This window comes from Pseudomonas sp. CFBP 8771 (genome assembly GCF_014841695.1).
GTDB lineage: Bacteria > Pseudomonadota > Gammaproteobacteria > Pseudomonadales > Pseudomonadaceae > Aquipseudomonas > Aquipseudomonas baltica.
Map to the genome: position 1 here is coordinate 191,660 of NZ_JACYUJ010000006.1, position 25,828 is coordinate 217,487.

The 25,828-nt window shown below is 63.6% G+C and carries 27 protein-coding genes; 9 read left to right on the top strand and 18 right to left on the bottom strand.

The window, feature by feature from the left end:
• Positions 1-90 precede the first annotated feature (90 nt).
• The 3 genes from IFT80_RS15370 to exbB are packed head-to-tail and all read right to left on the bottom strand — an operon-like array spanning position 91 to position 2,219.
• On the bottom strand, positions 91-834 hold the full coding sequence (locus IFT80_RS15370; protein WP_122479973.1) for an energy transducer TonB: 744 nt from the start codon (positions 832-834) through the stop codon (positions 91-93).
• The gene (gene exbD / locus IFT80_RS15375) at positions 831-1,256 is read right to left on the bottom strand and encodes a TonB system transport protein ExbD (protein WP_122479972.1); all 426 of its coding nucleotides are present in this window, start codon (positions 1,254-1,256) and stop codon (positions 831-833) included. Before exbD ends, IFT80_RS15370 begins: the two co-directional genes overlap by 4 nt.
• A gap of 3 nt (positions 1,257-1,259) precedes the next feature.
• Positions 1,260-2,219 carry a tonB-system energizer ExbB gene (gene exbB / locus IFT80_RS15380; protein ID WP_192137830.1) on the bottom strand — a complete coding sequence of 320 codons (960 nt, stop codon included), beginning with the start codon at positions 2,217-2,219 and terminating at the stop codon, positions 1,260-1,262.
• Positions 2,220-2,414: 195 nt separating this feature from the next.
• Between exbB and IFT80_RS15385 the strand changes: the two genes are divergently transcribed.
• The gene (locus IFT80_RS15385; protein ID WP_192137831.1) at positions 2,415-3,266 is read left to right on the top strand and encodes an SDR family oxidoreductase; all 852 of its coding nucleotides are present in this window, start codon (positions 2,415-2,417) and stop codon (positions 3,264-3,266) included.
• 18 nt (positions 3,267-3,284) lie between these two features.
• On the opposite strand, the gene IFT80_RS15390 is transcribed toward IFT80_RS15385, so the two are convergent.
• The 6 genes from IFT80_RS15390 to IFT80_RS15415 form a co-directional block, all read right to left on the bottom strand.
• Positions 3,285-4,019: a hypothetical protein gene (locus IFT80_RS15390; RefSeq protein ID WP_122479969.1), complete on the bottom strand. Its 735-nt coding sequence runs from the start codon at positions 4,017-4,019 to the stop codon at positions 3,285-3,287.
• A gap of 59 nt (positions 4,020-4,078) precedes the next feature.
• Entirely contained in the window at positions 4,079-4,459 is a 381-nt protein-coding gene (locus IFT80_RS15395) for a RidA family protein (RefSeq protein WP_122716145.1), read from the bottom strand.
• A gap of 31 nt (positions 4,460-4,490) precedes the next feature.
• On the bottom strand, positions 4,491-6,602 hold the full coding sequence (spoT, locus tag IFT80_RS15400; protein WP_122479968.1) for a bifunctional GTP diphosphokinase/guanosine-3',5'-bis pyrophosphate 3'-pyrophosphohydrolase: 2,112 nt from the start codon (positions 6,600-6,602) through the stop codon (positions 4,491-4,493).
• 63 nt (positions 6,603-6,665) lie between these two features.
• Complete coding sequence (gene rpoZ, locus IFT80_RS15405) at positions 6,666-6,929, bottom strand: DNA-directed RNA polymerase subunit omega (protein ID WP_043192179.1); 264 nt, start codon at positions 6,927-6,929, stop codon at positions 6,666-6,668.
• A 97-nt stretch (positions 6,930-7,026) separates the two neighbouring features.
• On the bottom strand, positions 7,027-7,647 hold the full coding sequence (gene gmk / locus IFT80_RS15410) for a guanylate kinase (protein WP_192137832.1): 621 nt from the start codon (positions 7,645-7,647) through the stop codon (positions 7,027-7,029).
• Between the two features lie 12 nt (positions 7,648-7,659).
• A complete protein-coding gene (locus tag IFT80_RS15415) occupies positions 7,660-8,523 on the bottom strand; it encodes a YicC/YloC family endoribonuclease (protein ID WP_122479966.1) in 864 nt (287 codons plus the stop codon).
• Between the two features lie 248 nt (positions 8,524-8,771).
• Between IFT80_RS15415 and rph the strand changes: the two genes are divergently transcribed.
• On the top strand, positions 8,772-9,494 hold the full coding sequence (gene rph, locus IFT80_RS15420) for a ribonuclease PH (protein ID WP_122479965.1): 723 nt from the start codon (positions 8,772-8,774) through the stop codon (positions 9,492-9,494).
• 154 nt (positions 9,495-9,648) lie between these two features.
• On the opposite strand, the gene IFT80_RS15425 is transcribed toward rph, so the two are convergent.
• The gene (locus tag IFT80_RS15425; RefSeq protein WP_043192186.1) at positions 9,649-10,428 is read right to left on the bottom strand and encodes an exodeoxyribonuclease III; all 780 of its coding nucleotides are present in this window, start codon (positions 10,426-10,428) and stop codon (positions 9,649-9,651) included.
• Positions 10,429-10,510: 82 nt separating this feature from the next.
• Here IFT80_RS15425 and pyrE point away from each other — a divergent pair, with 82 nt between their 5' ends.
• Complete coding sequence (gene pyrE, locus IFT80_RS15430; protein WP_122479964.1) at positions 10,511-11,152, top strand: orotate phosphoribosyltransferase; 642 nt, start codon at positions 10,511-10,513, stop codon at positions 11,150-11,152.
• Between the two features lie 10 nt (positions 11,153-11,162).
• Positions 11,163-11,756: a DUF4124 domain-containing protein gene (locus IFT80_RS15435; protein WP_192137901.1), complete on the top strand. Its 594-nt coding sequence runs from the start codon at positions 11,163-11,165 to the stop codon at positions 11,754-11,756.
• Between the two features lie 57 nt (positions 11,757-11,813).
• Here IFT80_RS15435 and argB read toward each other — a convergent pair whose 3' ends face one another.
• From argB to coaBC, 4 genes are all read right to left on the bottom strand, one after another.
• Entirely contained in the window at positions 11,814-12,719 is a 906-nt protein-coding gene (gene argB, locus IFT80_RS15440; RefSeq protein WP_043192190.1) for an acetylglutamate kinase, read from the bottom strand.
• Positions 12,720-12,743: 24 nt separating this feature from the next.
• Positions 12,744-14,168 carry a phosphomannomutase/phosphoglucomutase gene (locus IFT80_RS21650; RefSeq protein ID WP_244652453.1) on the bottom strand — a complete coding sequence of 475 codons (1,425 nt, stop codon included), beginning with the start codon at positions 14,166-14,168 and terminating at the stop codon, positions 12,744-12,746.
• A gap of 1,158 nt (positions 14,169-15,326) precedes the next feature.
• Complete coding sequence (dut, locus tag IFT80_RS15450; protein WP_192137834.1) at positions 15,327-15,782, bottom strand: dUTP diphosphatase; 456 nt, start codon at positions 15,780-15,782, stop codon at positions 15,327-15,329.
• A gap of 8 nt (positions 15,783-15,790) precedes the next feature.
• On the bottom strand, positions 15,791-16,999 hold the full coding sequence (gene coaBC / locus IFT80_RS15455; RefSeq protein WP_122479961.1) for a bifunctional phosphopantothenoylcysteine decarboxylase/phosphopantothenate--cysteine ligase CoaBC: 1,209 nt from the start codon (positions 16,997-16,999) through the stop codon (positions 15,791-15,793).
• A gap of 134 nt (positions 17,000-17,133) precedes the next feature.
• Here coaBC and radC point away from each other — a divergent pair, with 134 nt between their 5' ends.
• Positions 17,134-17,808 carry a RadC family protein gene (radC, locus tag IFT80_RS15460; RefSeq protein ID WP_122479960.1) on the top strand — a complete coding sequence of 225 codons (675 nt, stop codon included), beginning with the start codon at positions 17,134-17,136 and terminating at the stop codon, positions 17,806-17,808.
• Positions 17,809-17,824: 16 nt separating this feature from the next.
• Here radC and IFT80_RS15465 read toward each other — a convergent pair whose 3' ends face one another.
• A complete protein-coding gene (locus IFT80_RS15465) occupies positions 17,825-19,414 on the bottom strand; it encodes an ABC transporter substrate-binding protein (protein WP_192059351.1) in 1,590 nt (529 codons plus the stop codon).
• A 372-nt stretch (positions 19,415-19,786) separates the two neighbouring features.
• Between IFT80_RS15465 and rpmB the strand changes: the two genes are divergently transcribed.
• Together rpmB and rpmG are read left to right on the top strand one after the other, a co-directional pair.
• Positions 19,787-20,023, top strand: a complete 237-nt coding sequence (rpmB, locus tag IFT80_RS15470) for a 50S ribosomal protein L28 (RefSeq protein WP_122479958.1) — start codon at positions 19,787-19,789, stop codon at positions 20,021-20,023.
• A gap of 12 nt (positions 20,024-20,035) precedes the next feature.
• Positions 20,036-20,191, top strand: a complete 156-nt coding sequence (rpmG, locus tag IFT80_RS15475) for a 50S ribosomal protein L33 (protein ID WP_022960960.1) — start codon at positions 20,036-20,038, stop codon at positions 20,189-20,191.
• Between the two features lie 144 nt (positions 20,192-20,335).
• On the opposite strand, the gene IFT80_RS15480 is transcribed toward rpmG, so the two are convergent.
• Positions 20,336-20,698 (bottom strand): cupin domain-containing protein, encoded by a 363-nt coding sequence (locus IFT80_RS15480; RefSeq protein WP_122479957.1) that lies wholly within the window; start codon positions 20,696-20,698, stop codon positions 20,336-20,338.
• A 163-nt stretch (positions 20,699-20,861) separates the two neighbouring features.
• On the opposite strand from IFT80_RS15480, the gene IFT80_RS15485 reads away from it, so the two are divergent.
• Positions 20,862-22,355 (top strand): aldehyde dehydrogenase, encoded by a 1,494-nt coding sequence (locus IFT80_RS15485; protein ID WP_122479956.1) that lies wholly within the window; start codon positions 20,862-20,864, stop codon positions 22,353-22,355.
• A gap of 24 nt (positions 22,356-22,379) precedes the next feature.
• Here the strand turns inward: IFT80_RS15485 and IFT80_RS15490 are convergent, their stop codons facing one another.
• Entirely contained in the window at positions 22,380-23,942 is a 1,563-nt protein-coding gene (locus IFT80_RS15490; RefSeq protein ID WP_192137835.1) for a phospholipase D family protein, read from the bottom strand.
• 43 nt (positions 23,943-23,985) lie between these two features.
• Entirely contained in the window at positions 23,986-25,425 is a 1,440-nt protein-coding gene (locus tag IFT80_RS15495) for an aminotransferase-like domain-containing protein (protein ID WP_192103100.1), read from the bottom strand.
• Between the two features lie 165 nt (positions 25,426-25,590).
• Here IFT80_RS15495 and IFT80_RS15500 point away from each other — a divergent pair, with 165 nt between their 5' ends.
• Positions 25,591-25,827, top strand: a complete 237-nt coding sequence (locus tag IFT80_RS15500; protein WP_122479953.1) for a DUF1127 domain-containing protein — start codon at positions 25,591-25,593, stop codon at positions 25,825-25,827.
• The last annotated feature ends 1 nt before the right edge of the window (position 25,828 follow it).

Consider the following 25,828-nt stretch of genomic DNA (forward strand, 5'->3'; position numbering starts at 1 on the left):
GTGCGTCCATGAAGTTGCGAGCCCAGCATAGCGGCTGCAACCGATAGACGCACGTTATCAACCGTGCTGAAACGCATCAATATCCGCGATTCAGCGCTTGTCCAGCGAGTAGACGAAAGGTGCGACCACTTCCAGGCTGCCGTTGACCAGAATCTCGGCCGGCGGCTTGGGCAAGGGTTGCGCTCGACGGATCATCTCCATGGTCGCCCGATCCAGTGCGGCACTGCCTGAACCGCCGGCCAGTGAGTAAGACAACACCTTGCCGTCGGCGTCCACCACGAAGCGCAAGCGGTTGACCCCGGTCATGCCGCGACGACGCGCGTCTTCGGGGTATTTCTTGTACTTGGCCAGATGACGCAGCAGGTCGCTCTGCCAGCTGGGCAGCGCGTTGCTGTTGGATGGCACACTTGGCGCGGGCGCTGCCGGCTTGGCCGGTTGCGGTGGGGCAGGGCGGCTGTCGACGGTCTGTTCGGCCGGCGGTTGCTCCTTGGGCGGTTCGGGTTTCTTCTCGACCTTGGGCGGCTGCGGTTTGGGCTTGGGCTTGGGCGGCGTCGGCTTGGGCACGGAGATGGTCGGCTTGGGCGCTTCGGCCAGCTTCGGCAACGGATCCTCGACCACCGGTTCAGGCGGCGGAGGGGGTGTGACGACCTGGGGTGGCGGCGGTGGCGCAGGCTCGGGCAGCGGCGCCATCTCCACCATCATGGCCTGCGGCGGCAGCTCGATAGGCTGCGGCGCGGGCCAGTTCAAGGCAATCACCACGGCCACTGCATGCACGCCGAGGACTACCGCCAGGCTGGCACCATAACGCGTCGTTTTCTGGCGCGTCGTGATCATTGCTTGGCTGCCGTCTCGAGTCCGACCAGGCCTACCTTCAGGTAGCCCGCGCCGCGCAGGGTATTCATCACTTCCATCAGGTCGCCGTAATCCACGCCCTTGTCGGCCCGGAAGAAGATGGTCGTGTCCTTGTTGCCGTGAGTCTTGGCGTCGAGAATCTGGCCCAGCTGCGCACGCTCGATCCGGTCATCGCCCACGTACAGGTTCTGATCGGCCTTGACGCTCAGGAATACCGGTTTTTCGGGCCGCGGCGCCGGCTTGGCGGTGGACGCGGGCAGGTCGACCTTGATGTCCACGGTCGCCAGGGGGGCGGCGACCATGAAGATGATCAGCAGCACCAGCATGACGTCGATGAACGGCGTCACGTTGATTTCATGGTTCTCGGCGAGATCATCGCCGCCTTCGTTCAGGTGCAGGCCCATAGGTCAGCCCACCTTGACCATCTGCGGCTGAGCTGCACGCTCGCCTGGCTGGTGGTCCAGGTCGCGGCTGACCAGCAGCAGCACCTGCGCCGAAGCGTCCGATACCTGCGCCTTGTAGCCGGCGATGGAGCGGGCGAAAACGTTGTAGATGACCACCGCGGGAATGGCCGCCACCAGGCCCAGTGCCGTGGCCAGCAGGGCCTCGGCGATGCCGGGTGCGACCACCGCCAGGTTGGTGGTCTGGGTCTTGGCGATGCCGATGAAGCTGTTCATGATGCCCCACACGGTGCCGAACAGGCCGACGAAGGGTGCGGTGGAACCGATGGTGGCCAGCACGCCGGTGCCCATGCTCATGTTGCGGCCGCAGGCAGCTACCAGGCGCTCGAGACGGAAGCTCACGCGCTCCTTGATGCCTTCACGCTCGCGGGCATTGGCCGACAGGTGCATTTCTTCGAGCGCGTCGTGTACCAGCAGGTTGGCCAGCGTGCCCTTGCGGGTGGCGGTCTCGCTTGCCTGCTTCAGGTTGGCAGCCTTCTTCAACGCGGCAATTTCACCCTTGAGGCGACGCTTGGCGCCCAACAGCTCGAAGCCCTTGGCGATCCAGATGGTCCAGGTGATGATCGAGGCGATGGCCAGGCCGATCATCACGGCCTTCACCACGATGTCGGCGTTCTGGTACATGCCCCAGGGTGACAGGTCGTGGCCCATACCCAGGGTGGTGTCTTCGACCAGCGCCTGCTCGGCCGGCGCAGGGGCCAGCTGCTCCGATCCCTGCGCAGGAGCTGCGGCAGGCACGGCATTGGCCGGTGCCGCGGTGCTGGCGGGCGCGGTGTTGGGTGCAGTGTTCGGAGCGGTGGCGTCGGCGAATGACAGCGGGACGATGGCCAGGCCCAGCAGCAACGCTGCAATGGCGCGCCATGCGCGTGGCTGGTTTGGCGAAGCGGAAGGGTGTTTGCGAATCATGCTGGCCGGACCTGAGAAGAGAGAAAAAGGGGTCAACGTTCTTCAAGGCCTCGCGAAAGGCCGAGAACAGATTGGGGAAGTATTATTGCAAGTAATTCTTGTTAGCAAAAGTAATAATGTAACTTATTTAATTCCGCTGGCCGCAAAAGCCCCGGCGCAGGTAGGCTCGACGCCTGACTTTCAGGAGCCCTGCGCATGACCTCACCCACTGTATTGATAGCCGGTTGCGGCGATATCGGCAGTCGCGTCGCCCGCCGTCTGTTGGCGCTGGACTGGCGCGTGTACGGCCTGCGGCGACAGGTCGAGCAGCTGCCCACCGGTGTGCTCGGCGTCGCTGCCGACCTGCATCAGGCACGATGCCCCGACGCCTGGCCACGGGAGCCCCTGGATTACCTGCTGTATTGCGTGGCCGCCACCCAGCATGACGAGGCGGGTTATCAGGCGGCCTATGTCGACGGTCTGGGCCATGTGCTGGCCTGGTTGGCAGAGAACCGGCAGACACCCAGTCGAATAGTCTTCGTGTCCAGCAGCAGCGTGTACGGACAGAGCGAAGGGGAGTGGGTCGATGAGACCTCGCCGGTAGCGCCAGGCGGATTTTCCGGGCAGCTGATGCGCAAGGCCGAGCAACTGGCGCTGAACGCCCCGGTGCCGGCGACCGTTGTGCGCTTGACCGGCATCTATGGTCCTGGCCGTGAGCGGTTGGCGGCTCAGGTGCGCGAGGGGTATCAGGTCGCGTCGCAGCCACCGCTGTATGGCAACCGCATTCACGCGGACGATGCCGCCGGCCTGCTGGCGTTCGTGCTGCAAGCGGATGCTCGGGGTGAGGTGCTGGACGATTGCTATATAGGTGTCGACGACGCCCCGGCAGCACTGCACGAGGTCGTGGACTGGCTGCGGGGGTACCTTGGCGTCACCCATCGGTCGCAGACCCAGAGCATTCGCCGCACCGGTTCCAAGCGCTGCAGCAATGCGCGCGCCAAGGCGCTCGGCTGGCTGCCGCAGTACCCCACCTACCGTGAAGGCTACGCAGCCTTGCTGGAACGATAGTCGTGCATTCGCCTGGTGTTACTTGCTGAGCAACCAGCGCCGGGTGCCGGGCACCAGGTTGGGCATTTCGTCATCCTGGGCCTGGTTGAGCGCCTGCAGGATTTCCAGCTGATTGCCGTTGCGACGAAAGATGAACGCATTGCCGCGCTGTTGCTGCTCCAGCCACATGCTGTCGAACTCGCCACTCATGGCGGCGCAGTCGCCCGCCAGGCACAGCGCATAGCGATCCAGGCCGGCCAGCCCGTCGATGCGGCCGTCGGGAAGGAAGTGCGCCACGCCGCCCTTGCCCGGGCCCTCGACCACTTTCCAGTCGCCACCCATGTAGGCGGTGTACAGTGCCTGCTCGAAGGTGCTGCCCGCTGGCGTGTCCGCACGCACGGGCGTCGCCGACTTGCTGAACGTCTGCACCGGGGTGTTATCGCTCGCTGCCTGCTGCAGGGTATCGCCGTCGACCTTCAGGGTGTCTTCGCCGTTACCGTAGAAGTCCACCTTGAGCTGGCCGTCGGCCTGGGGCAGCAGCTTGCCTTCGCCCTCTTCGAAGCCATTGCTGAACCGGGCCTGGCCGGCCACGGTGTCGATCGACCACTCCAGGGTCGGGCCGTTGGCCAGCAGCGCCTGGCGCAGGCTTGCGCCCTTGGCCGCGGCATCGATGGCTTTCTGATTGATCCAGACGCCGTTGGGGTCCACGTTTTCGTGGCTGGCGCAGCCGCCCAGAAACAGGGCGGCCAGAGATAGGGCGAGCGCGTGACGCATGAAGGAAGTCCTTGCTGGCGAACGGCGCTGCAGCCAGTGGCCGCAGCGCGCGAAGCGGCTTATTCGATGACCAGGATAGCGTCCATTTCAACCTGCGCACCTTTGGGCAGGGCGGCAACGCCAATGGCGGCACGGGCCGGATAGGGCTGCTGGAAATAGCGGCTCATCACTTCGTTGACCGTGGCGAAATGGCCCAGGTCGGTCAGGAAGATGTTGAGTTTGACGATGTCCTTGAACGAACCACCGGCCGCCTCGGCCACCGACTTGAGGTTCTCGAAGACCTGCACGGTCTGGGCTTCGAACCCTTCGACCAGCTCCATGGTAGTGGGATCCAGTGGGATCTGGCCGGACATGTAGACGGTATTGCCGGCCTTGATGGCTTGGGAATAGGGGCCGATGGCGGCCGGGGCCTTGTCGCTGGTGATTACGGTCTTGGTCATGAACAGCTCCTTGAAATGAAGGTTCTGCGCCTCACGCACGCACACGCGTGAGACGGGTGACGCCTGCCAGGGCGCGCAGTTTCTTGATCACGCGGGCCAGGTGCACGCGGTCGTGCACGCTGACCACCAGCTGGACCACGCTGATGCGGCCATCGCGTTCGTCCATGCTGATTTTCTCGATGTTGCCATCGGCCGCGTTGACGCTGCTGGCCAGCAGCGCGATCAGGCCACGCTGGTGTTCGAGCTCCACGCGCAGTTCGACATTGAACTCGCCCGTGACGTCCTTGGCCCAGCCCAGCTGGATGCACTTCTCTGGATTGTGGCGGATTTCGCTGATGTTGCGGCAGTTTTCCAGGTGGACCACCATGCCCTTGCCCGCCGACAGGTGACCGACGATCGGGTCGCCGGGAATCGGCGTGCAGCACTTGGCATAGCTGAGCACCAGGCCTTCGGTGCCGCGGATGGCCAGCGGCCCCTCGGGGCTTGGCAGCTGCTCGCCGCCATCGGTCGCCAGCAGGCGTCGAGCCACTACATAGGCCATGCGGTTGCCCAGGCCGATGTCTTCGAGCAGGTCTTCGATGAGTTCCAGGCGGTACTCGGCCAACATCGCCTGAATGCGCTCGGCGGGGATCGTGTCCAGAGCGCTGTCGAAACCATTGAGCACCTTGTTGAGCAGGCGCTCGCCCAGGTTCACCGACTCGGAGCGGCGCTGCAGCTTCAGGGCGTGGCGAATGTGCGTGCGGGCCTTGCCGGTGACCACGAAGTTGAGCCAGGCCGGGTTGGGCCTGGCGCCGGGCGCGCTGACGATTTCCACCGTCGAGCCGCTCTGCAGCGGCTCGGAGAGCGGAGCCAGGCGTCGGTTGATGCGGCAGGCAATGCAGCTGTTGCCCACGTCGGTGTGCACCGCATAGGCGAAGTCCACCGCGGTGGAGCCTTTGGGCAGCTCCATGATGCGACCCTTGGGGGTGAACACGTAGACCTCGTCCGGAAACAGGTCGATCTTCACGCTCTCGATGAATTCCAGCGAGTTGCCGGCACGTTGCTGCATTTCCAGCACGCCCTTGACCCACTGGCGGGCACGGGCATGGGTGCCCTTGGGCTGTTCGTCGTCGCTGGACTTGTACAGCCAATGGGCAGCGATGCCGTTGTTGGCCATCTCTTCCATTTCACGGGTGCGGATCTGGATTTCGATGGGCACGCCGTGCATGCCGAACAGGGTGGTGTGCAGCGACTGGTAGCCATTGGCCTTGGGGATCGCGATGTAGTCCTTGAAGCGACCCGGCAGCGGCTTGTACAGGTTATGCACGGCGCCCAGCACGCGGTAGCAGGTGTCGACCTTGTCGACCACGATGCGGAACGCATACACATCCATGATCTCGTTGAAGGCACGACGCTTGCCGCGCATCTTCTTGTAGATGCCATAGATGTGTTTCTGCCGCCCGCTGACATCGCCCTCGATGCCATCCACCGACAGGCAATGGGCCAGGGACTGCTCGATCTTGTTGACCAGCTCCTTGCGATTGCCCCGGGCGCGCTTGACGGCCTGGTAGATACGCGCCGAGCGCATCGGGTACATGGCCTTGAAGCCCAGGTCCTCGAATTCGACGCGCACGTTGTGCATGCCCAGGCGGTTGGCGATGGGCGCGTAGATCTCCAGGGTTTCCTTGGCGATGCGCCGGCGCTTTTCACCGGACAGCACCTCGAGGGTGCGCATGTTGTGCAGGCGGTCGGCCAACTTGACCAGAATGACGCGGATATCCCGGGCCATGGCCATGGCCATTTTCTGGAAGTTTTCCGCTTGGGCCTCGGCCTTGGTCTCGAAGTTCATCTGGGTCAGCTTGCTGACCCCGTCGACCAGATCGGCCACGGTTTCGCCGAACTGGGCACTGAGTGCTTCCTTGGCGATACCGGTATCTTCGATCACATCGTGCAGCATGGCCGCCATCAGGCTCTGATGGTCCATGTGCATGTCGGCGAGAATGCCTGCCACCGCCAGCGGATGCGTGACGTAGGCTTCACCGCTGCGACGGCGTTGGCCGTCGTGGGCTTGTTCGGCGTAGAAGTACGCTCGGCGGACCAGGTTGACCTGTTCCTTGCCGAGGTAGGTCGACAGGCGATCGGCGAGGGCGTCTATGCTCGGCAAGGGAAAACCTCCTGCCGATGTGGGATAGAACCTCGCGCCGTACAGCGTCGACCGGGCATGGACTCAGACGGCCTCGTTGGCCTCGTCTTCGAACGCTGCGAAGAGGGGCTCGTCTTCAACGATTTCAGCTTCAGCGATAGCAGCATAGTCGATCAGGCCTTCGGCGATTTCACGCAGGGCTACCACGGTAGGCTTGTCATTTTCCCACGCCACTTTCGGCTCTTTGCCGCCGGTCGCCAGTTGGCGAGCGCGTTTGGTGGAGAGCATGACCAGCTCGAAACGGTTATCCACGTGTTCTAGGCAGTCTTCAACGGTTACGCGGGCCATGGTCTTCCTCGTAGCAAATGCGATTATGCGCGCAGCCCGGATGGGCGAGCGGACTAGACAGTTTAAAAAATCACCAGCGTTTAGGGAAGCTTTGTTTTCAGGCAAGCAGCTCGGCCAGCAAATTGCCGTGCCTTTGCTGCTGCGCCTGCTGCTGGAGGCGGTTGGCGCGAAACACCGCTTTCAGGTCTTCCAGGGCCGAGGCGAAGTCGTCGTTGATGATCAGGTAATCGTATTCCACATAGTGGCTCATCTCGCTGACCGCTTCGCGCATGCGCGTCTCGATGATCTCGTCGCTGTCGGTGCCGCGGTTGGTCAGGCGCTGGCGCAGCGCCAGTTGCGAAGGCGGCAGAATGAAGATCGAGCGCGCCCCTGGCATAAGCCGACGCACCTGCTCGGCGCCTTGCCAGTCGATTTCCAGGATCAGGTCGTGGCCTTCGTCGAGCGTCTGCTGCAGGTGGCTCTGGGACGTGCCGTAGAGGTTGCCGAACACTTCGGCCTGCTCCAGGAAATCGCCATGGCCGATCATGTCTATGAAGGTTTCGCGGTCGACGAAGTGGTAGTTCACGCCGCAGGCTTCGCCTGGCCGCATGGCGCGGGTGGTGTGCGAGACCGAGACGCGAATGGACGGCTGGGCGTCGATCAGGGCCTTGACCAGGCTGGTCTTGCCAGCGCCCGAAGGCGCCGAAACGATGTACAGGGTGCCGCTGCTGTGGTTCATGACGGGTTGGCCTTACTCAATGTTCTGCACTTGTTCACGCATCTGCTCGATCAACACCTTGAGGTTGACGGCAGCCTGCGTACTACGTGGGTCGAAGGCTTTGGAGCCCAGGGTGTTGGCTTCGCGGTTGAGTTCCTGCATGAGGAAATCCAGGCGTCGGCCGGCGGCGCCGCCGGCCTTGAGCACGCGACGCACTTCGGTAACGTGGGTGGCGAGGCGATCGAGCTCTTCGGCCACGTCGCTTTTCTGCGCCAACAGGACCATTTCCTGCTCCAGGCGCTGCGGATCGAGTTCGACCTGCAGGTCGGCGCAGCGATCGAGGATCTTCTGCCGTTGCGTGCTGAGCATCTGCGGTACCAGGCTGCGCAGGGTGGCGACCTCGCTGCTCATGGCATCGAGCCGGTCGTTGATCAGTCGGGCCAGTTCGGCGCCTTCGCGCACGCGGCCATGCTTCAGCTCGGCCAGCGCCTGAGCGAACAATTCGTTGGCCGCCGTGCTCAAGGCCTGCGGATCGCTGGCATCGGCCACCAGCACGCCAGGCCAGGCCAGCACTTCCAGCGGGTTGAGTGGCGCAGGCTGCTTGATCAAGCCGGCGATGGTCTCGGCGGCGGCTATCAGTTGGGTGGCGCGTTCACGATCGACCTGCAGGGGCTGGCCGCCGGTTTCCTCGGTGTAGCGCAGGGTGCATTCGACCTTGCCGCGCGAGAGGCCCTGGCGCAGAGCTTCGCGCACCGAGCCTTCGAGGTCGCGCAGGGCCTCGGGCAGGCGCAGGTGCGGTTCCAGGTAGCGGTGATTGACCGAGCGCAGCTCCCAGCTCAGGGTGCCCTGGGCCGCGGCGCGTTCGCAGCGGGCGAAGGCGGTCATGCTGTGCACCATGGGGGGAAACCTCGCAGGCGGTGGAGGATGAATCGAGGCGCAGGATTGTAGCGCAACCTGGCGCTGGCTCCCAATGCTGCCTTGTCCATCCCCGCATGGCATCGCACACACTGTGGCAGGGGGGCGGGCGGCGAGCCCTGTGCCCGCGCAGAGGCCATCTGCGATGTCCCGCTCCGACCCCGCGCGGGCAATTCGTGGTCGGACGCCCTATAATGCCCGTCAGATTTGAGTCCAGTACAGGTATCCCGATGAAACGTCCAAGTGGTCGCGCCGCCGATCAGCTCCGCTCGATCCGCATCACTCGCAACTACACCAAGCACGCCGAAGGGTCGGTGCTGGTAGAGTTCGGCGACACCAAGGTGATCTGCACCGTCAGCGTCGAAAACGGCGTTCCGCGCTTCCTCAAAGGCCAGGGCCAAGGCTGGCTGACCGCCGAATACGGCATGCTGCCACGCGCCACCGGCGACCGTAACCAGCGTGAGGCGAGCCGTGGCAAGCAAGGCGGTCGCACCCTGGAAATCCAGCGCCTGATCGGCCGTTCGCTGCGCGCAGCGCTCGACATGAGCAAGCTGGGCGACATCACCCTCTACGTCGATTGCGATGTGATCCAGGCTGATGGCGGTACCCGTACCGCGTCCATTACCGGTGCCATGGTGGCGTTGGTCGATGCCTTGAAAATGGTCAAGAAGCGCGGCGGCCTGAAAGGCGGCGATCCGCTCAAGCAGATGATCGCTGCAGTATCGGTGGGCATGTATCAGGGCGAGCCGGTCCTGGACCTGGACTACCTGGAAGACTCCGCCGCCGAGACCGACCTCAACGTGGTGATGACCAGCACCGGTGGTTTCATCGAAGTGCAGGGCACCGCCGAAGGCGCGCCGTTCCAGCCCGCCGAGCTGAACGCCATGCTGGCACTGGCTCAGCACGGCATGGAAGAAATCTTCGCCTTGCAGAAAGTCGCCTTGGGCGAGTGATGCAAACCTCTGTGGGGGGGCAGGCTCTCTCCAGGGGCGAGCTTTTCATAGCAACGGGCCTTTTGTGGAAGAGGGCCTTTTGTGGTGTTTCAAGCTCTGCAAGAAGCAAACAAAAAAGCCGACCTCGAAGGGTCGGCTTTTTTGTGCCTGGCGATCAGATCGTCAGGGTCCAGTCGTAGTCCACGATCAGTGGCGCATGCTGGGAAAAACGCGGCTGGCGCGGCAGGCGCGCGCTGCGCACGAAACGGCGCAGGCCAGGTGTGAGCAGCTGGTAGTCGAAGCGCCAGCCCAGGTTGAGCATCTCGGCCTGTTCGTTGTCGGGCCACCAGCTGTACTGGTCGCCTTCGCGGCTGACTTCGCGCAGTGCGTCGACGTAACCCATGTTGCCGACGATTTCGTCCATCCAAGCGCGCTCGGGTGCCAGGAAGCCCGGCGACTGCTGGCTGTCGCGCCAGTTCTTGATGTCGAGTTTCTGTTGCGCTACATACAGCGAGCCACAGTAGATGTATTCGCGACGCTTGCGCCGTTGCTTGTCCAGGTACTTGCCGAAGTCGTCCATGAGCTTGAACTTCTGGTTCAAGTCTTCATCGCCGTTCATGCCCGAGGGCAACAGCAGGGTGGCAATACTGAGCTTGTCGAAATCTGCCTGCAGATAACGCCCGTAGCGGTCGGCTGTCTCGAAACCCAGCCCACTGATGACCGCCTTGGGTTGCAACCGCGAGTACAGCGCCACGCCGCCTTGGGCGGGCACTTCGGCATCGCATGCATAAAGGAAGTAGCCGTCCAGTTGGAAGGCGGCATCGTCCAGTTCAAAGGCGGAAGCACGGGTGTCCTGCAAGCAGATGACGTCGGCATTCTGGGCCTGCAGCCAACTGAGCAACCCGCGCTCGACTGCCGCCTGAATACCATTGACGTTCACACTGATGATCCGCATACATGGCCCCAAAAATCTTGTGCGTGTATGATACCCGAGCTCTACCTAATTAGCTAAATCCGTGGTATCCGGGACTTTTTCGATGCAGGCCTATCAGCGCGACTTCATTCGTTTTGCCATTGATCGAGGCGTTCTGCGTTTCGGCGAATTCACCCTGAAATCAGGGCGTACCAGCCCTTATTTCTTCAATGCCGGCCTGTTCAATACCGGCGCCGCACTGGCCGAACTGGCGCGCTATTATGCCGCAGCCATCGTTGACAGCGGCATTGCCTTCGACGTGTTGTTCGGCCCTGCCTACAAGGGTATTCCCCTGGCGGCCGCCACTTCCGTGCAACTTGCCGAAAGGCACCAGCTGGACGTGCCCTGGTGCTTCAATCGCAAGGAAGCCAAGGCGCACGGTGAAGGTGGCAGCCTGGTCGGCTCGCCGTTGGCCGGCAACGTGCTGATCATCGACGACGTGATCACCGCCGGTACGGCCATCCGTGAAGTGATGCAGATCATCCAGCAGCAGGGTGCCACTGCTGCTGGAGTCATGATCGCCCTGAATCGCCAGGAGCGTGGCAACGGCGAGCTGTCGGCCATTCAGGAGGTGGAGCGTGACTTCGCCGTGCCGGTGGTCAGTATCGTTTCGCTGAACCAGGTGCTGGAATTTCTCGCCGATGATGCGCAGCTCAAGCAGCATCTGCCGGCGGTCGAAGCCTACCGTGCGCAATACGGTATCTGAGCACGTGCGTCTGCGCCTGGCGGTGGCGGCGATGAGCCTGCTGCCAATGTTGCCAGCAACGGCGGCCGACGCGCCGGGCATGCTGCTCTATCGCTACGTCGATAGCCGTGGCGTGACCGTGCTGGATCGCCAGGGCGTGCCCCCGGAGTACGTGGGCAAGGGTTACCAGGTGCTCAACCAGACCGGTCGGGTGGTGCAGACGGTGCCGCCTGCACCCACGGCCGAGGAACTGCGTCTCAAGCAGCAGGCCGATGTGCAGGCGCAGGCCGATGCACAGCTGCTCGATCGCTACCCATCGCTGGAAGAGCTGGACAAGGCCAGTGCCCGTCGTCGGGCGGAAATCGATGCGCTGATTGCCGTGGCCACGGCGAACGTGAAGACCTTGCAGGGTCAGCAGGCGACATTGCAGGGGCAGGCTGCTGCCCAGGAACGCGCAGGTCAGGAGGTGTCGACGTCGATGCTCGACCAGCTGCGTGATGTGCACGCTCAAGTCGCCGAGCTGCAAACCCGTATCGCCAGGCTGCAGCAATCGCGCAGCGAAGCCGACGCCGGCTTTGCGCAGCAGCGAACCCAACTGGTCAAGCTCCTCGAAAACCCTCTGTAGCAGCGGCGCAAGCCGCGTCGGCGATCGCTGCGGTGCGTTTGGCGCACCGCTGTCGGATCAACCGATTTTCTTGTTGCTGATCAGGGTACCGACACCGCTGTCGGTGAAGATTTCCAGCAACACGGCGTTGGGAACGCGGCCGTCGATGATGTGCGAGGTGGTCACGCCGCCCTGGACCGCTTCCAGTGCGCAGCGGATCTTGGGCAGCATGCCGCCATAGATGGTGCCGTCAGCGATCAGACCGGCGACCTGCTCGGTGGTCAGGCCGGTCAGTACATTGCCTTCCTTGTCCATCAAGCCGGCGATGTTGGTCAGCAGCATCAGCTTCTCGGCCTTGAGCGCCTCGGCCACCTTGCCCGCTACCAGATCGGCGTTGATGTTGTAGGACTCACCGTCCGGGCCGACACCGATAGGCGCGATCACCGGAATGAAATCGCCGTTGACCAGCATGTTCAGCAGATCGGTGTTGACCCCGGTGACTTCCCCGACGTGGCCGATGTCGATGATTTCCGGCTTGGTCATTTCAGGCGTCTGGCGAGTCACCGTGAGCTTGCGCGCGCGGATCAGCTCGGCGTCCTTGCCGGTCAGGCCGATGGCGCTGCCGCCGTGGCGGTTGATCAGGTTGACGATGTCCTTGTTGACCTGGCCACCCAGCACCATCTCCACCACGTCCATGGTCTGCGCATCGGTAACCCGCATGCCGTCGACGAAATGGCTCTCGATGGACAGGCGCTTGAGCAGGTCGCCGATCTGCGGCCCGCCACCGTGCACCACCACCGGGTTGATGCCGACAGCCTTCATCAACACGATGTCACGGGCGAAACCGGTCTTGAGCTCTTCGCTCTCCATCGCGTTGCCGCCGTACTTGATCACCAGGGTCTTGCCGACGAAGCGGCGGATATAGGGCAGCGCTTCGGACAATACCTTGGCGACGTTGGTGGCGGCATCACGTTCGAGGGTCATGCGGGGCTCCAGTGAAACAAGTGGTCAGAACGGTAGGTGCAGGTCAGGTGCGACTTTCAACAGCTGGGTACGGAAGACGCCCTGGATTCGTTCGAGTTCCTCGGCGTCTTCGGCTTCGAAGCGTGTCACCAGCACCGGCGTGGTGTTGGAGGCACGGACCAGGCCCCAGCCTCTAGGGTAGTCCACGCGCACGCCATCGATGGTGGTGAGCTGCGCGTCGCCCCACTGGGCGCTTTGGTGCAAGGCGTCGATGAGGCTGAATTTGCTGTCTTCGGTCACTGGGATATTCAGTTCGGGCGTGGACACGTCGTCGGCGAATGCAGCGAACACCTCTTCGGCGCTGAGGTTTTCTCGGCTGAGGATTTCCAGCAGTCGCGCGGCGCTGTAGATGCCGTCGTCGAAGCCGAACCAGCGCTCCTTGAAGAAGATGTGCCCGCTCATTTCCCCGGCTACCAGCGCGCCAGTGCGCTTCATCTCTTTCTTGATCAGGGAATGCCCCGTCTTCCACATCACCGGACGCCCGCCGTGCTCCTTGATCAGCGGGCCCAGGCGGCGCGTGCACTTGACGTCGTAGATCACGTCGGCACCGGGATTGCGCGACAGCACATCGCGCGCGAACAGCATCAGCAGGCGATCTGGATGAATGATGCGACCGGTGTTGGTCACAACGCCCACACGGTCGGCGTCGCCATCGAAGGCCAGGCCCAGGTCGGCGCCGCTTTCGTCCACCTTGGCGATCAACGCCTGCAGGTTGGCGGCTTTGCTCGGGTCCGGGTGGTGGTTGGGGAAATGCCCGTCGACCTCGCAGAACAGCGGGATAACCTCGCACCCCAGGGCCTGGATCAGTTCCGGGGCTACCACCGCGCCGGCGCCGTTGCCGCAGTCGACCACCACCTTGAGTCGACGGGTGAGCACGATGTCATCGCGGATCTGCGCGACATAGCGCGGCAGGATGTCCACCTGTTCGACACTGCCCTGGCCCTGGCTGAGGTCGTTGTGCAGCAGGCGCTGGTGCAATGCCAGGATCTGTTCGTTGGCCAGCGTGTCGCCGGCGATCACCACCTTGAAGCCGTTGTATTCAGGCGGGTTGTGGCTGCCGGTGAGCATCACCCCGGAACGTCCGGTCAGCACGTGGTTGGCATAGTACAGCGCCGGTGTCGGCACCAGGCCCACGTCGCTGACGTGGCAGCCGGCGTCGACCAGCCCCTGGATCAGCGGCTGCACCAGCTCCGGCCCGGACAGGCGTCCGTCCCGGCCGACATTGACGTTGGCCTCGCCCATGGCCAGGCTTTGCGCACCGACGGCGCGGCCGACCCAGTAGGCCGTGTCGGCATTCAGGGTACTGCCGACGATGCCGCGGATGTCATAGGCGCGAAAGATCCCGTCGGGCAGCGCCGGTGGCAGGGTGCCCAGGTGGGCGACAGGTTCCGCCGCGTCGACTTCGAGCATGTCGGTGTCCTGAAAGATCGGATTGGTCCAATTGTCCGCAGCAGGCGCTGGCGCAGCGGCAGTGCCGTCGGTGGGTTGCGCGCTGCCTTCACGCAGCGACAGCCGCGCCAGGCCCTGTGCCAGGCCATTGAGCGGCGCCAGGCTGAGGCCAAACGCCTTGACCGCCTTGCCGCCGGACAACTCGTCGAGCAACTGCTCGAGTTGCCGCGCATCGGCCTCGATGCGCGCATACAGCTGGCGCTGGGCAAGACGCACTGCCAGCGCCGCGCAGCCAATGGCAATTGCCGCCGCCAGCATCATCAGGCCCAGCGAACTCCAGGCGAAGGGCGGTTGGAACAACGGCCCCGGGCTGAATTCCAGGCGCCAGTTGGGGTTGGAGGTCGCATACGGATAGCGTGTGGCAGACGCGTTGCTGCCTTGCTCGACCAGCAGTTGCGGTGGGCTGCCCAGTACGCTTTGCTGCAGGCGCAACTGGCCGAACTCGGCGTCGGGCAATGCCAGCGCCTTGACCAGTGGCTGCATGTCGAACCCCAGCAGCAGTGTGCCCAGCACGGGTGACTGCGGGTCTTGCTGGACGGCCGCGACGGTGTAGATCCACCAGCGTCCGTTGACCTTGTAGGCTTCAGGCGGGGTGGCAACGCCGCGTTCGGCGCGGCTGAGCATGTCCAGTACGGCAAAATTGATCGGGGCCGCGCCTTGCTGGTCGACCTTGGCCTGTCCCGGCAGGTTCAGGCGCACGCCTTGCAGGCCGTCGATCAACGGCACTGCACTGGCGGCCTGGGCGATACCTGCGGGGTCCTGGCTGGCCAGCGCGGCCATGAGTGCAGGTGAATGGGCCAGGGCGGCCGCCTGGCCGGCCTGACGCGCGATCGCAGCGTCCAGGCCCGCGATGAAAGGCGCGGCGGCGCTCGCCTCGGCGTTCTGGAAGGCGCGGCCGGCCAGCGGTGCAACCACCAGAAACCAGATCAGCAGCAGGGCGGCAAGCACCCCGGCAATGGCGAGCAGCAACGCCTGGTTGCCGGCGTTGGGCCGTGCGTTCGAAGCCTGGCCGTGCTCGGCCGTCTTGGCATTGCGAGGAAATCCTTTCACCTGTCATCTCCGCATTGAACGCGTTGGAACGGCATGGTCTCGCCACGGCCGCCTGCTCTGCATGGCCGTCTACTGGGTGCCGGAGTGACCGAAACCGCCGGTCCCGCGCTGGCTTTCGTCGAAGCTTTCGACCAGCTCGAAATGGGCTTGCACCACCGGTACCAATACCAGTTGGGCGATGCGCTCGCCCACTGTCAGGGTGAACTCGGTGTGGCCACGGTTCCAGCACGAAACAATCAGTTCGCCCTGGTAATCGGAGTCGATCAGGCCGACCAGATTACCCAGCACGATGCCATGCTTGTGGCCCAGGCCCGAGCGCGGCAGGATCAGCGCCGCCAGGGCCGGATCACCGATGTAGATCGACAGGCCGGTAGGAATCAGCAAGGTCTGCCCAGGTGCCAGCAGTGTGTCTTGCTGCAACATGGCGCGCAGGTCCAGGCCGGCGGAGCCGGGTGTGGCGTAGTGCGGCAGCGGGAAGTCCCGGCCCAGGCGTGGGTCGAGGATTTTGGCTTGAAGGGCGTGCATGAATGTCGTTAAACCTGATCGAGGCGCTTGGCGATGAAGGAAACCAGCTGGCGGGCGATCTTGCCCTTGCTGGTCTGGGCGAAAGCAGTGGTCTGCAGCTGGCGGTCGATCACGCTGCAGGCGTTTTCTTCGCTGTTGAAACCGATGCTGGGGTTGGCGACGTCGTTGGCCACGATCAAGTCCAGGTTCTTGTCCTGGAGCTTGCGCGCGGCATAGTCGAGCAGGTGTTCGGTTTCGGCGGCGAAGCCGACGCTGAAAGGGCGATCGGCGCGGCCGGCGATGGTCGCCAGGATGTCCGGGTTGCGTACCATCTGCAGCAGCAGGCCGTCACCGCTGGCCGGGTCTTTCTTGAGCTTCTGCGCGGCCACCACTTCGGGGCGGTAGTCGGCCACGGCCGCGGATGCGATGAACACGTCGCAGGGCATGCCGGCTTCGCAGGCAGCGAGCATGTCGCGTGCGCTGACCACATCGATGCGCGTCACGCGGTCGGGCGTGGGCAGGTGCACCGGGCCACAGATCAAGGTGACGCGAGCGCCGGCCTCGACGGCCGCTTCGGCCAGGGCAAAGCCCATCTTGCCGGAGCTGTGGTTGGTGATGTAGCGCACCGGATCGATGTTTTCCTGGGTCGGGCCGGCGGTGATCAGCACGTGCTTGCCGGTCAAGGCCAGGTGCTCGAAGCAGTCGGCCGCGCACAGCGCGAGCTCGGTGGCTTCGAGCATGCGGCCCAGGCCGATGTCGCCACAGGCCTGGCTGCCCGCAGCCGGGCCGAAGACTTTCAGGCCACGGCTGCGCAGCAGGTGCAGGTTGTCCTGGGTGGCCGGATCGCGCCACATGGCCTGGTTCATGGCCGGCGCGATGGCCACGGTGGCATCGGTGGCCAGTACCAGCGTGGTCAGCAGGTCGTTGGCCATGCCCTGCGCCAGGCGCGCCATCAGGTCGGCAGTGGCGGGGGCGATGAGCACCAGGTCGGCCCATTTGGCCAGCTCGATATGGCCCATGGCGGCTTCGGCCGCGGGGTCGAGCAGGTCCATGTGTACCGGGTGGCCGGAAAGCGCCTGCAGCGTCAGCGGCGTGATGAACTCGCTGCCGCCCTTGGTCATTACCACGCGTACTTCGGCACCCTGCTCCAGAAGCCTACGTACCAGCTCGGCGCTCTTGTAGGCGGCAATGCCGCCGCCGACGCCCAGAATGATGCGTTTTCGATACAGCCGCTGCATAGGCCTGCCTTTATCATCTGGTAATAACACCACGGTGAAACCGCCTCCCGGGGCCGGGTCGCCGTGCAAAAAGTTGCGCTAAGATAGCACAGCGCTCGCTATGGAACAGCGAGGCTCACAGACAGGGAGTGGGGATGAGTATTCGCGATTGGCCCGAGGCCGAGCGGCCACGTGAGCGCCTGCTGGCGCATGGTCCGGGCAGTCTTTCCGATGGCGAGCTGCTGGCGATATTCCTGCGTACCGGCGTGGCCGGTCACAGCGCCGTGGACGTGGCGCGCAACCTGCTGATCCGATTCGGCGGCCTGCGGGCCCTGCTCGAGGCCGACCAGAAAACCTTCAGCCAGCACTTCGGCATGGGGCCTGCCAAATACGCCCAGCTGCAGGCCTCCATCGAGATGAACCGCCGCTACATGGCCGAGCGGCTGAACCGCGGACCGGCCATGGAAGATCCCGAGTCGGTACGCCGCTACCTCAAGGCCAAGCTGCGCCATGAGCGCCAGGAAGTGTTCGGTTGCCTGTTCCTGGACACCAAGCACCAGCCGTTGGGTTTCGAGGTGTTGTTTCGCGGCACCATCGACAGTGCGGCGGTGTATCCGCGCGAAGTGGTCAAGCGGGCCATAGCCATGAACGCCGCAGCGCTGATCCTGACGCACAATCACCCTTCCGGAAACCCGACCCCGAGCCAGGCCGACCGCGCGCTGACCCAGCGCCTCAAGGAATCACTGGCACTGGTCGACGTGCGCGTGCTCGATCACATCATCATCGGCGAAGGCGAGCCGCTGTCGATGGTCGAGCATGGCTGGATGTGAGTGGCCTCGCTGCGTCCTATTTACCCACAGACACCTTGGAAAAGTCCTGCCGGCCGAACGGGCTGACGCTGTACCCCTCGACGCCCTTGCGGGCCAGCACGGCCGCCGTCGGGTGTGCCAGTGGCAGCCACAGCGCCTGCTGCTGGATCTGCATCTGGGCCTGGTGGTACAGCTTGCTGCGTTGGGCCTGGTCGGTCACCGCCTTGCCATCACTGATCAGCTTGTCCAGGGTCTTGTCGCAATAGCGCGCGAAGTTGGTCCCGGACTGTACCGCCGCGCAGGAAAACTGCGGCGTTAGGAAGTTGTCCGGATCACCGTTGTCGCCAGCCCAGCCCATGAACAACAGGTCATGCTCACCGGCCTTGGCGCGACGGATCAGCTCGCCCCATTCGATCACGCGGATTTCGGCCTTGATGCCGACCTTGGCCAGGTCCGCCTGCAGCAGCTGCGCTCCCAGGCTGGGGTTGGGGTTGAGCAGGCTGCCCGATGGGCGGGTCCAGATGGTGGTGTTGAAGCCGTCCTTCAGGCCGGCCTTGGCCAGCAATTCACGCGCCTTGGCGGTGTCCTGCCGGTAACCCGGCAGGTCCCGCGCATAGCTCCAGGTATTGGGCGGGTAGGGCCCATTGGCCGCCTCCGCAGTGCCCTCGAACACGGCCTTGAGGTAGCTGTCCTTGTCGAACGCCAGGTTGATCGCCTGGCGCACTTCAGGCTTGTCCAGCGGCGGGTGCTGGCTGTTGATGGCCAGGAACGCGGTCATGAAGGCCTCGGTCTTGATCACCTGAAGGCTCTTGTCGTCGGCGGCTGCGGCAATGTCCAGCGGCTTGGGCGAGAGGGTCAGTTGGCACTCGTTGCGCCGCAGCTTCTGCAGGCGCACGTTGGCGTCCGGGGTGATGGCAAACAGCAGCGGGTCGACCGCAGGTTTGCCGGCGAAGTAATCCGGGTTGGCCTTGTAGCGCACCACGGCGTCCTTCTCGAAGCGTACGAAGATGAACGGGCCGCTGCCGATCGGCTGGCTGTTGAGTTTTTCCGGAGTACCGGCCTGCATCAGTTGCTCGGCGTATTGCGCCGAATAGATCGAGGCGAAGCCCATGCTCAAGGTCGCCAGGAACGTCGCATCGGGATGATCCAGGGTAAACCGGACGGTCAGCGGATCAGGCGCCTCGATCTTCTTGATCAGCCCCGGCAGCTGCATCGACTGGGCGTGCGGAAAGCCACTCTGCGCGACCTTGTGCCAGGGGTTGGCCGGGTCGAGCATGCGCTGGAAGCTGAACAGTACGTCCTGCGCATTGAGCTCGCGGTCGGGCTTGAAGTACGAGGTGCCGTGGAACTTGACGCCGGGGTGCAGCTTGAACGTGTAGGTCAGGCCATCGGCCGATACGGCCCAGCTGTCCGCCAGGCTGGGAACGACCTTGCCGGCTTTGGCATCGAACTCCACCAGGCGGTTCATCAGCACGTCGGCCGACGCGTTGGTGGTGGTCAGTGAATTGTACTGGACCACGTCGAAGCCTTCGGGGCTGGCCTCGGTACAGACTGTCAGCGGCGCGGCATGAGCCAGCGCAGAGGCAAACAGGGGAGCAAGCAAGAACGGCAAAGTCGCAAGACGCATGGTGTGTTCCTTGGCGTGTCGAGGGCCCATCTGCCTATGCAGTCTGGAGAAAAGTCCTACCCTAGAGATGTCCGGCAGCGTTGACTATCCCTAAATCGTTTTTTTGCGCGACGAGTGGTCGTGCCGCAGCACGCCCGCCACTGCTGCGCGTGAGCCAGTAGCTGTGTTGCGCGACACATTGATTGTGCATCTGCAGTTGTTGCGCCCAAGGCTTTCTGGTATAAAGCAGCGCTCTTTTCTAGGGCCCTGTTCCTCTGCCTTTACGGTGAGGTGGGTAAGACCCTGAAGAAACGCGGCGCCGTGCGCCAAATGACTGAAAGATAAGCGGCCAACCCATGCCGGGTTGGGCATGTGGTTTTAGAGGGCTGAGGCATGTCGAGAGTCTGTCAAGTTACCGGTAAGGGTCCGGTGACTGGGAATAACATTTCCCACGCAAACAACAAAACCCGTCGTCGTTTCCTGCCGAACCTGCAGCATCACCGCTTCTGGGTTGAAGAAGAGAAACGTTTTGTGCGTCTGCGCGTATCCGCCAAGGGCATGCGTATCATCGACAAGCGTGGCATCACTGTCGTGCTGGCCGAAATCCGTCGCGATGGCGGCAAGGTTTAAGGGAGCTTTATCATGCGTGAATTGATTCGTTTGATCTCGAGCGCCGGTACTGGTCACTTCTACACTACCGACAAGAACAAGCGTACTACTCCGGACAAGATCGAGATCAAGAAATTTGATCCGGTTGTTCGCAAGCACGTGATGTACAAGGAAGGCAAAATCAAGTAATTGATTTTGGCGACCAGAAAAAGGCCCGTATCGAAAGATGCGGGCCTTTTTTTTGGTGTGAATTCTGGATCGCGGGGGTGCTTTCGCGGGTAGAACCCGCTCCCACAGGTGCACTCGCTCTTACAGGGGGTGTGTGGAGCAGCCTTAATCCTTGGCTTCGAACACCACGTAGATCTTGCGGCAGGCTTCCAGTACTTCCCAAGTGCCACTGAAACCGGCGGGGATCACGAAGCGGTCGCCGGCGCGCAGCGTCTTGCCGTTGCCCTGGCTGTCGCGCAACACGGAGACGCCCTGCACGATTTCGCAGTATTCATGCTCGGTATAGTTGACTGTCCATTGCCCTACCTGGCCTTCCCATACCCCCGCGTTCATCTGCCCGCAGGGGCTCTGGTAGTGGTTGAACAGTGTCTGTTCGGGGTCGCCGCCAAGGATCTTCTCGGGCGCAGGCCGGTAGCGTTCCGGGGCGACGCTGTGTTGAGCAAAATCGACGATGCTGGTGATGTTCATGCAGGAAACCCCTCGCTTGTTGGATAAAACGCACATCCGTGGGCCTCTGTGCGCCAAGTGTCAAATATATTGAAAAGCGTCACACCGGTGGTTTAGGGTGGTTCGATGTCATCCCGTCCAGCCTTGCACGGCCGGGCTTTGCATTCAATCACAGGAGATCCGTATGACCACTCTGACTCGCGCTGACTGGGAACAACGTGCCCAGCAGCTGAAGATCGAAGGGCGCGCGTTCATCGACGGCGAATACACCGACGCCGTGTCGGGCCAGACCTTCGAATGCGTAAGCCCCGTCGATGGCCGGCTGTTGGCCCAGGTGGCCAGCTGCGACGCTGCCGATGCCCAGCGAGCGGTCGAGAATGCCCGCGCCACGTTCGACTCCGGCGTCTGGGCCAAGGCGGCACCGGCCAAGCGCAAGGCCACCCTGATTCGTTTCGCCAGCCTGCTGCGGGAAAATGCCGAAGAGCTCGCGCTTCTGGAAACATTGGACATGGGCAAGCCGATCAGCGATTCGCTGAACATCGACGTGCCTGGTTCGGCCAATGCCCTGGCCTGGAGCGGCGAGGCCATCGACAAGGTCTACGACGAAGTCGCCCCGACCCCGCACGATCAGCTCGGCCTGGTCACCCGCGAAGCCGTGGGCGTGGTCGCCGCAGTGGTGCCGTGGAACTTCCCGCTGATGATGGCCTGCTGGAAACTGGGGCCGGCCCTGGCCACGGGCAACTCGGTGATTCTCAAGCCTTCGGAAAAATCTCCGCTGACGGCCATTCGCATCGCCCAGCTGGCGATCGAGGCGGGCATTCCCAAAGGTGTGCTCAACGTGCTCCCGGGCCACGGCCACACGGTGGGCAAGGCGCTGGCTCTGCACATGGACGTGGACACCGTGGTGTTCACCGGCTCGACCAGGATCGCCAAGCAACTGATGATCTACGCTGGCGAGTCGAACATGAAGCGCGTCTGGCTGGAAGCAGGTGGCAAGAGCCCCAACATCGTGTTCGCCGATGCGCCGGACCTGCAGGCCGCGGCCGATTCGGCAGCCAGTGCCATTGCCTTCAACCAAGGCGAAGTCTGTACGGCCGGTTCACGCCTGCTGGTGGAACGTTCGGTCAAGGAGCGCTTTCTGCCGATGGTGGTCGAGGCGCTCAAGGGTTGGAAACCCGGCAACCCGCTGGACCCGGCGACCAACGTCGGTGCGCTGGTGGACACCCAGCAGATGAACACCGTGCTGTCGTACATTGCGGCCGGTCAGGAAGGCGGCGCAACGCTGCTGGTGGGCGGCAAGCGCATCCTCGAGGAAACCGGCGGCACTTACGTAGAACCGACCATTTTCGATGGCGTGACCAATGCCATGAAGATCGCCCAGGAAGAGATTTTCGGGCCGGTATTGTCGGTGCTTACCTTCGATACTGCCGAGGAGGCCGTGCGCATCGCCAACGACAGCGCCTATGGCCTGGCCGCCGCGGTATGGACGGCGGACATCTCCAAGGCGCACCTGACGGCCAAGGCGTTGCGTGCCGGCAGTGTGTGGGTCAATCAGTACGATGGTGGCGACATGACCGCGCCGTTCGGTGGTTTCAAGCAGTCGGGCAACGGCCGTGACAAGTCGCTGCACGCGTTCGACAAATACACCGAATTGAAGGCCACCTGGATCAAGCTCTGATCCATCGCCAGGGGGGCTGGGGAATCAAAGCATCTTTTCCAGCCCCACTGCCTCGCTGAACCATGCGTTCAGCCTTCGCCACCAGTCACCCGGCTCGCGGTAGAGGGTATGCATCTGCTGGTGGTCCTCGGTGTCCCATACCACCTGGCCATTTTCCAGGCGCACCTGATAGCTGCGCGCAGGCGACATGCCCTCATGGGTCAGGTGGCGCATCTGCGCTGCCAGTTCCGGGCTGTCGACCAGCACCCCGACCTCGGTATTCCACAACACCGAACGCGGATCGAAATTGAACGAGCCGATGAAGGATTTGCGCGCATCGAAGATCATCGCCTTGCTGTGCAGGCTGGAATCGGAACTGCCGGTGAAACTCAGGGACACGTCGCCATCGTCACCTGGCTGGCGACGCAGTTCGAACAGCTTCACGCCATGTTCGAGCAACGCCTTGCGGTAGGGCACGTACCCGCCGTGTACTGCGGGCACATCGGTGGCTTCCAGTGAATTGGTCAACAGGCTGACGTCGACCCCGGCGTCGGCGCGCCCGGTGAGGTAGTCGCGGCCAGCCTCGCCCGGTACGAAATAGGCAGAGATCAACATCAGTTCATGCTTGACCCGGGTCAGCTCAGGCGCGAGCTGGGTAGTCAGCAGCAGGTGCGGGTCGGGCTCGCCGCGGGCCAGCACCTTGGTAGGTGCATCCCACAGCGCCTGGCCCCAGGCCCAGATCAGTTGCTGCCGCCAGATGTCCATCTGTGGCGCGCTCTGATAGGTCATCAGGCGTTCGTAGAGAACATGGTGCTGGCGTCTGGATTCAAGCAGCGACTGCTCCAGGCGCACGCGCGTGGACGCCAGGTGCCTGGCCGTGGGAACGGTGAACAGAAAGTTGGCGATCGGCTGGCTCAGCGCACTGTTCCAGTACTGATCGAAGCTGTAGCCCAGTTGCTGGGCCACCGGCCCGAAGCCGAGCAGGTCGATGTCGGTGAAGTTCATGTCCGGCTCGGCGTCGAAGTATTCGTCGCCCAGGTTGCGCCCGCCGACGATGGCCACGCTGTTGTCGGCCAGCCACAGTTTGTTGTGCATGCGCCGGTGTTGCCGCGACAGTTGCAGCAGGCGGCCCACTGCACGCGTGGCGCCGGTGGATCGGCCCAGGTGCGTCGGGTTGAACAGGCGGATCTGGATGTTCTGATGCGCGGCCAGGGTGGCGATGGTCTTGTCCAGGCCATCGCTGGTGGTGTCGTCCAGCAGGATGCGCACGCGCACGCCGCGTTCGGCGGCCTTGAGCAGCTCGTCGACCAGCGCTCGGGTACTGAAACCGTCGTGAACGATGTAGTACTGCAGGTCGAGGCTGCCCTGGGCGTTGCGGATCAATTCGGCGCGTGCGCGAAACGCCTCATCGCTGCTCGACAACAGGCGGAACCCCGATTGTCCGTGGTGGGCCTGTACCTGAGCCTGCACCGACCTGCCGAAGGCCGATTGTTCGGCCGGTAACATCTCGCTGTAGTCCCGCGGCGCGTTCACGCTGGCGCAGCCTTGCAGGGCCAGGATCAAGGTCAACAGCAGCGGTAACAGCCTGGGGCAGGGCAAAGCGATCATCCTTGGCAGAGGGGGAGGCGTGCAGTTCGACCCTGGCAGGCCGTCAAAGGTCAGCATCGGGGTGTGGATTTTCCACCAGCAGTTGCCGTGCGCAGCTGCCCACCGCGCGCACCGCGGCCTCTATCTGCGGCGTGGGCTTGCTGGCGAAGTTCATGCGCAGGCAATTGCGGTATTTGCCCGACGCCGAAAAAATGCTGCCCACGGCGATCTGCACGCCCTGGTCGAGCAGCAGGCGGTTGAGCTTGAGGGTATCGAAGCCGTCGGGCAATTCGACCCACAGCATGAACCCGCCTTGCGGGCGGCTGCAGCGGGTGCCGGCGGGAAAGTAACGAGTGACCCAGTCGATCATCAGGTCGCGGCTGCGCTGGTACTGGGTGCGCATGCGCCGCAGATGCGGTTCGTAGTGGCCGCCCTTGATGAACTCGGCGATGGCCAGCTGCGGCTGTGTCGATGTCGACCCGGTGCCGATGTACTTCATGTGCAGCACCCGTTCCAGGTAGCGGCCCGGGGCGACGAAACCGATCCGCAGACCCGGCGCCAGGGTCTTGGAGAACGAACTGCACAACAGCACCCGGCCGTCTTCGTCGAACGACTTGATCGTGCGCGGACGTGGGTAGCTGAAGGCCAGGTCGCCATACACATCGTCCTCGATGATCGCCACGTCGAAGCGCTGGGCGAGCGTCAGCAGCGCGCGCTTGCGGGCTTCGGGCATGACGTAGCCCAATGGGTTGTTGCAGTTGGGCGTCAGCTGTATGGCCTTGATCGGCCACTGCTCCAATGCCAGTTCAAGCGCCTGCAGGCTGATGCCGGTCAGCGGGTCGGTGGGGATTTCCAGAGCCTTCATGCCCAGGCCCTTGAGCGTCTGCATGGCGCCGAAGAAGCTCGGCGAGTCCACGGCGACGATATCGCCGGGTTCGCAGATGGCGCGCACGCTGGCCGACAGCGCCTCGTGGCAGCCGGTGGTGACCACCAGTTCGCCAATGCTCAACTGGCAACCGGCGTCCACCAGCAACCGGGCGATCTGCTCGCGCAGGGCCTGGGTGCCATACAGCGAATCGTAGTACAGGCCTGGCATGGCCTGGTGTCGGCTCAGGCGGGCCAGCTCGCGCAGCAGGGGACGCAGGGTCGGGCTGCTGACATCGGGCATGCCGCGGCCCAGCTGCACCACGTCATCACGCGGCGCGGCGCGCATCAGTTCGACCACCTGGTCCCACTGCGAGATTTCCACCGGACGCTGCATGGGCCGGCCTACCGCTGGCAGCGCCGGCAGCTCACGGACGGTGGGCACGAAATAGCCGGATTTGGGCCGCGGTGCCGCCAAGCCGTGGTCTTCGAGCTGGCGATAGGCTTGCTGCACGGTGCTCAGGCTGACGCCGTGCTCGATGCTCAGGGCGCGCACCGAGGGCAGTCGATCGCCGGGGCGATAGAGGCCCTGTTCGATGCGCCGAGTGAGCAGCTGGGCGAGGTTCATGTACAGGGTCATAGGGTCGCTCGCGCGGGTAACCATACAGATGCGCCCAAAATACAGCATTCAGACCGGCAGGTCAGCTGGCTGTATGGAAAACATAAGCCCTTTTTGAATCTGTATGAGATGCCCTCGGCTGCGGCACCATGGCCTTGCTGTCCAAACACTTCAAGGAGAACGGCCATGAACGGCTTGACCGATGTACGTCTGCTGCTGCGCACCGAAGAATTGCTGGAAGAGCCGAGGCTGCGCCCCTGCGCCGAGCGCGCACCGGCAGACCTGGGACGTTGGGCGCTGATGCTGCATCGCCTGCGCACACGGCCAGCCTTGCTGGAACTGGACAAGGACCAGTTGCGCGATATCGGCCTGGATGCGCAGCAGGCGCGTAGCGAAGGCTTGAAGCCGTTCTGGCGCCTGTAGT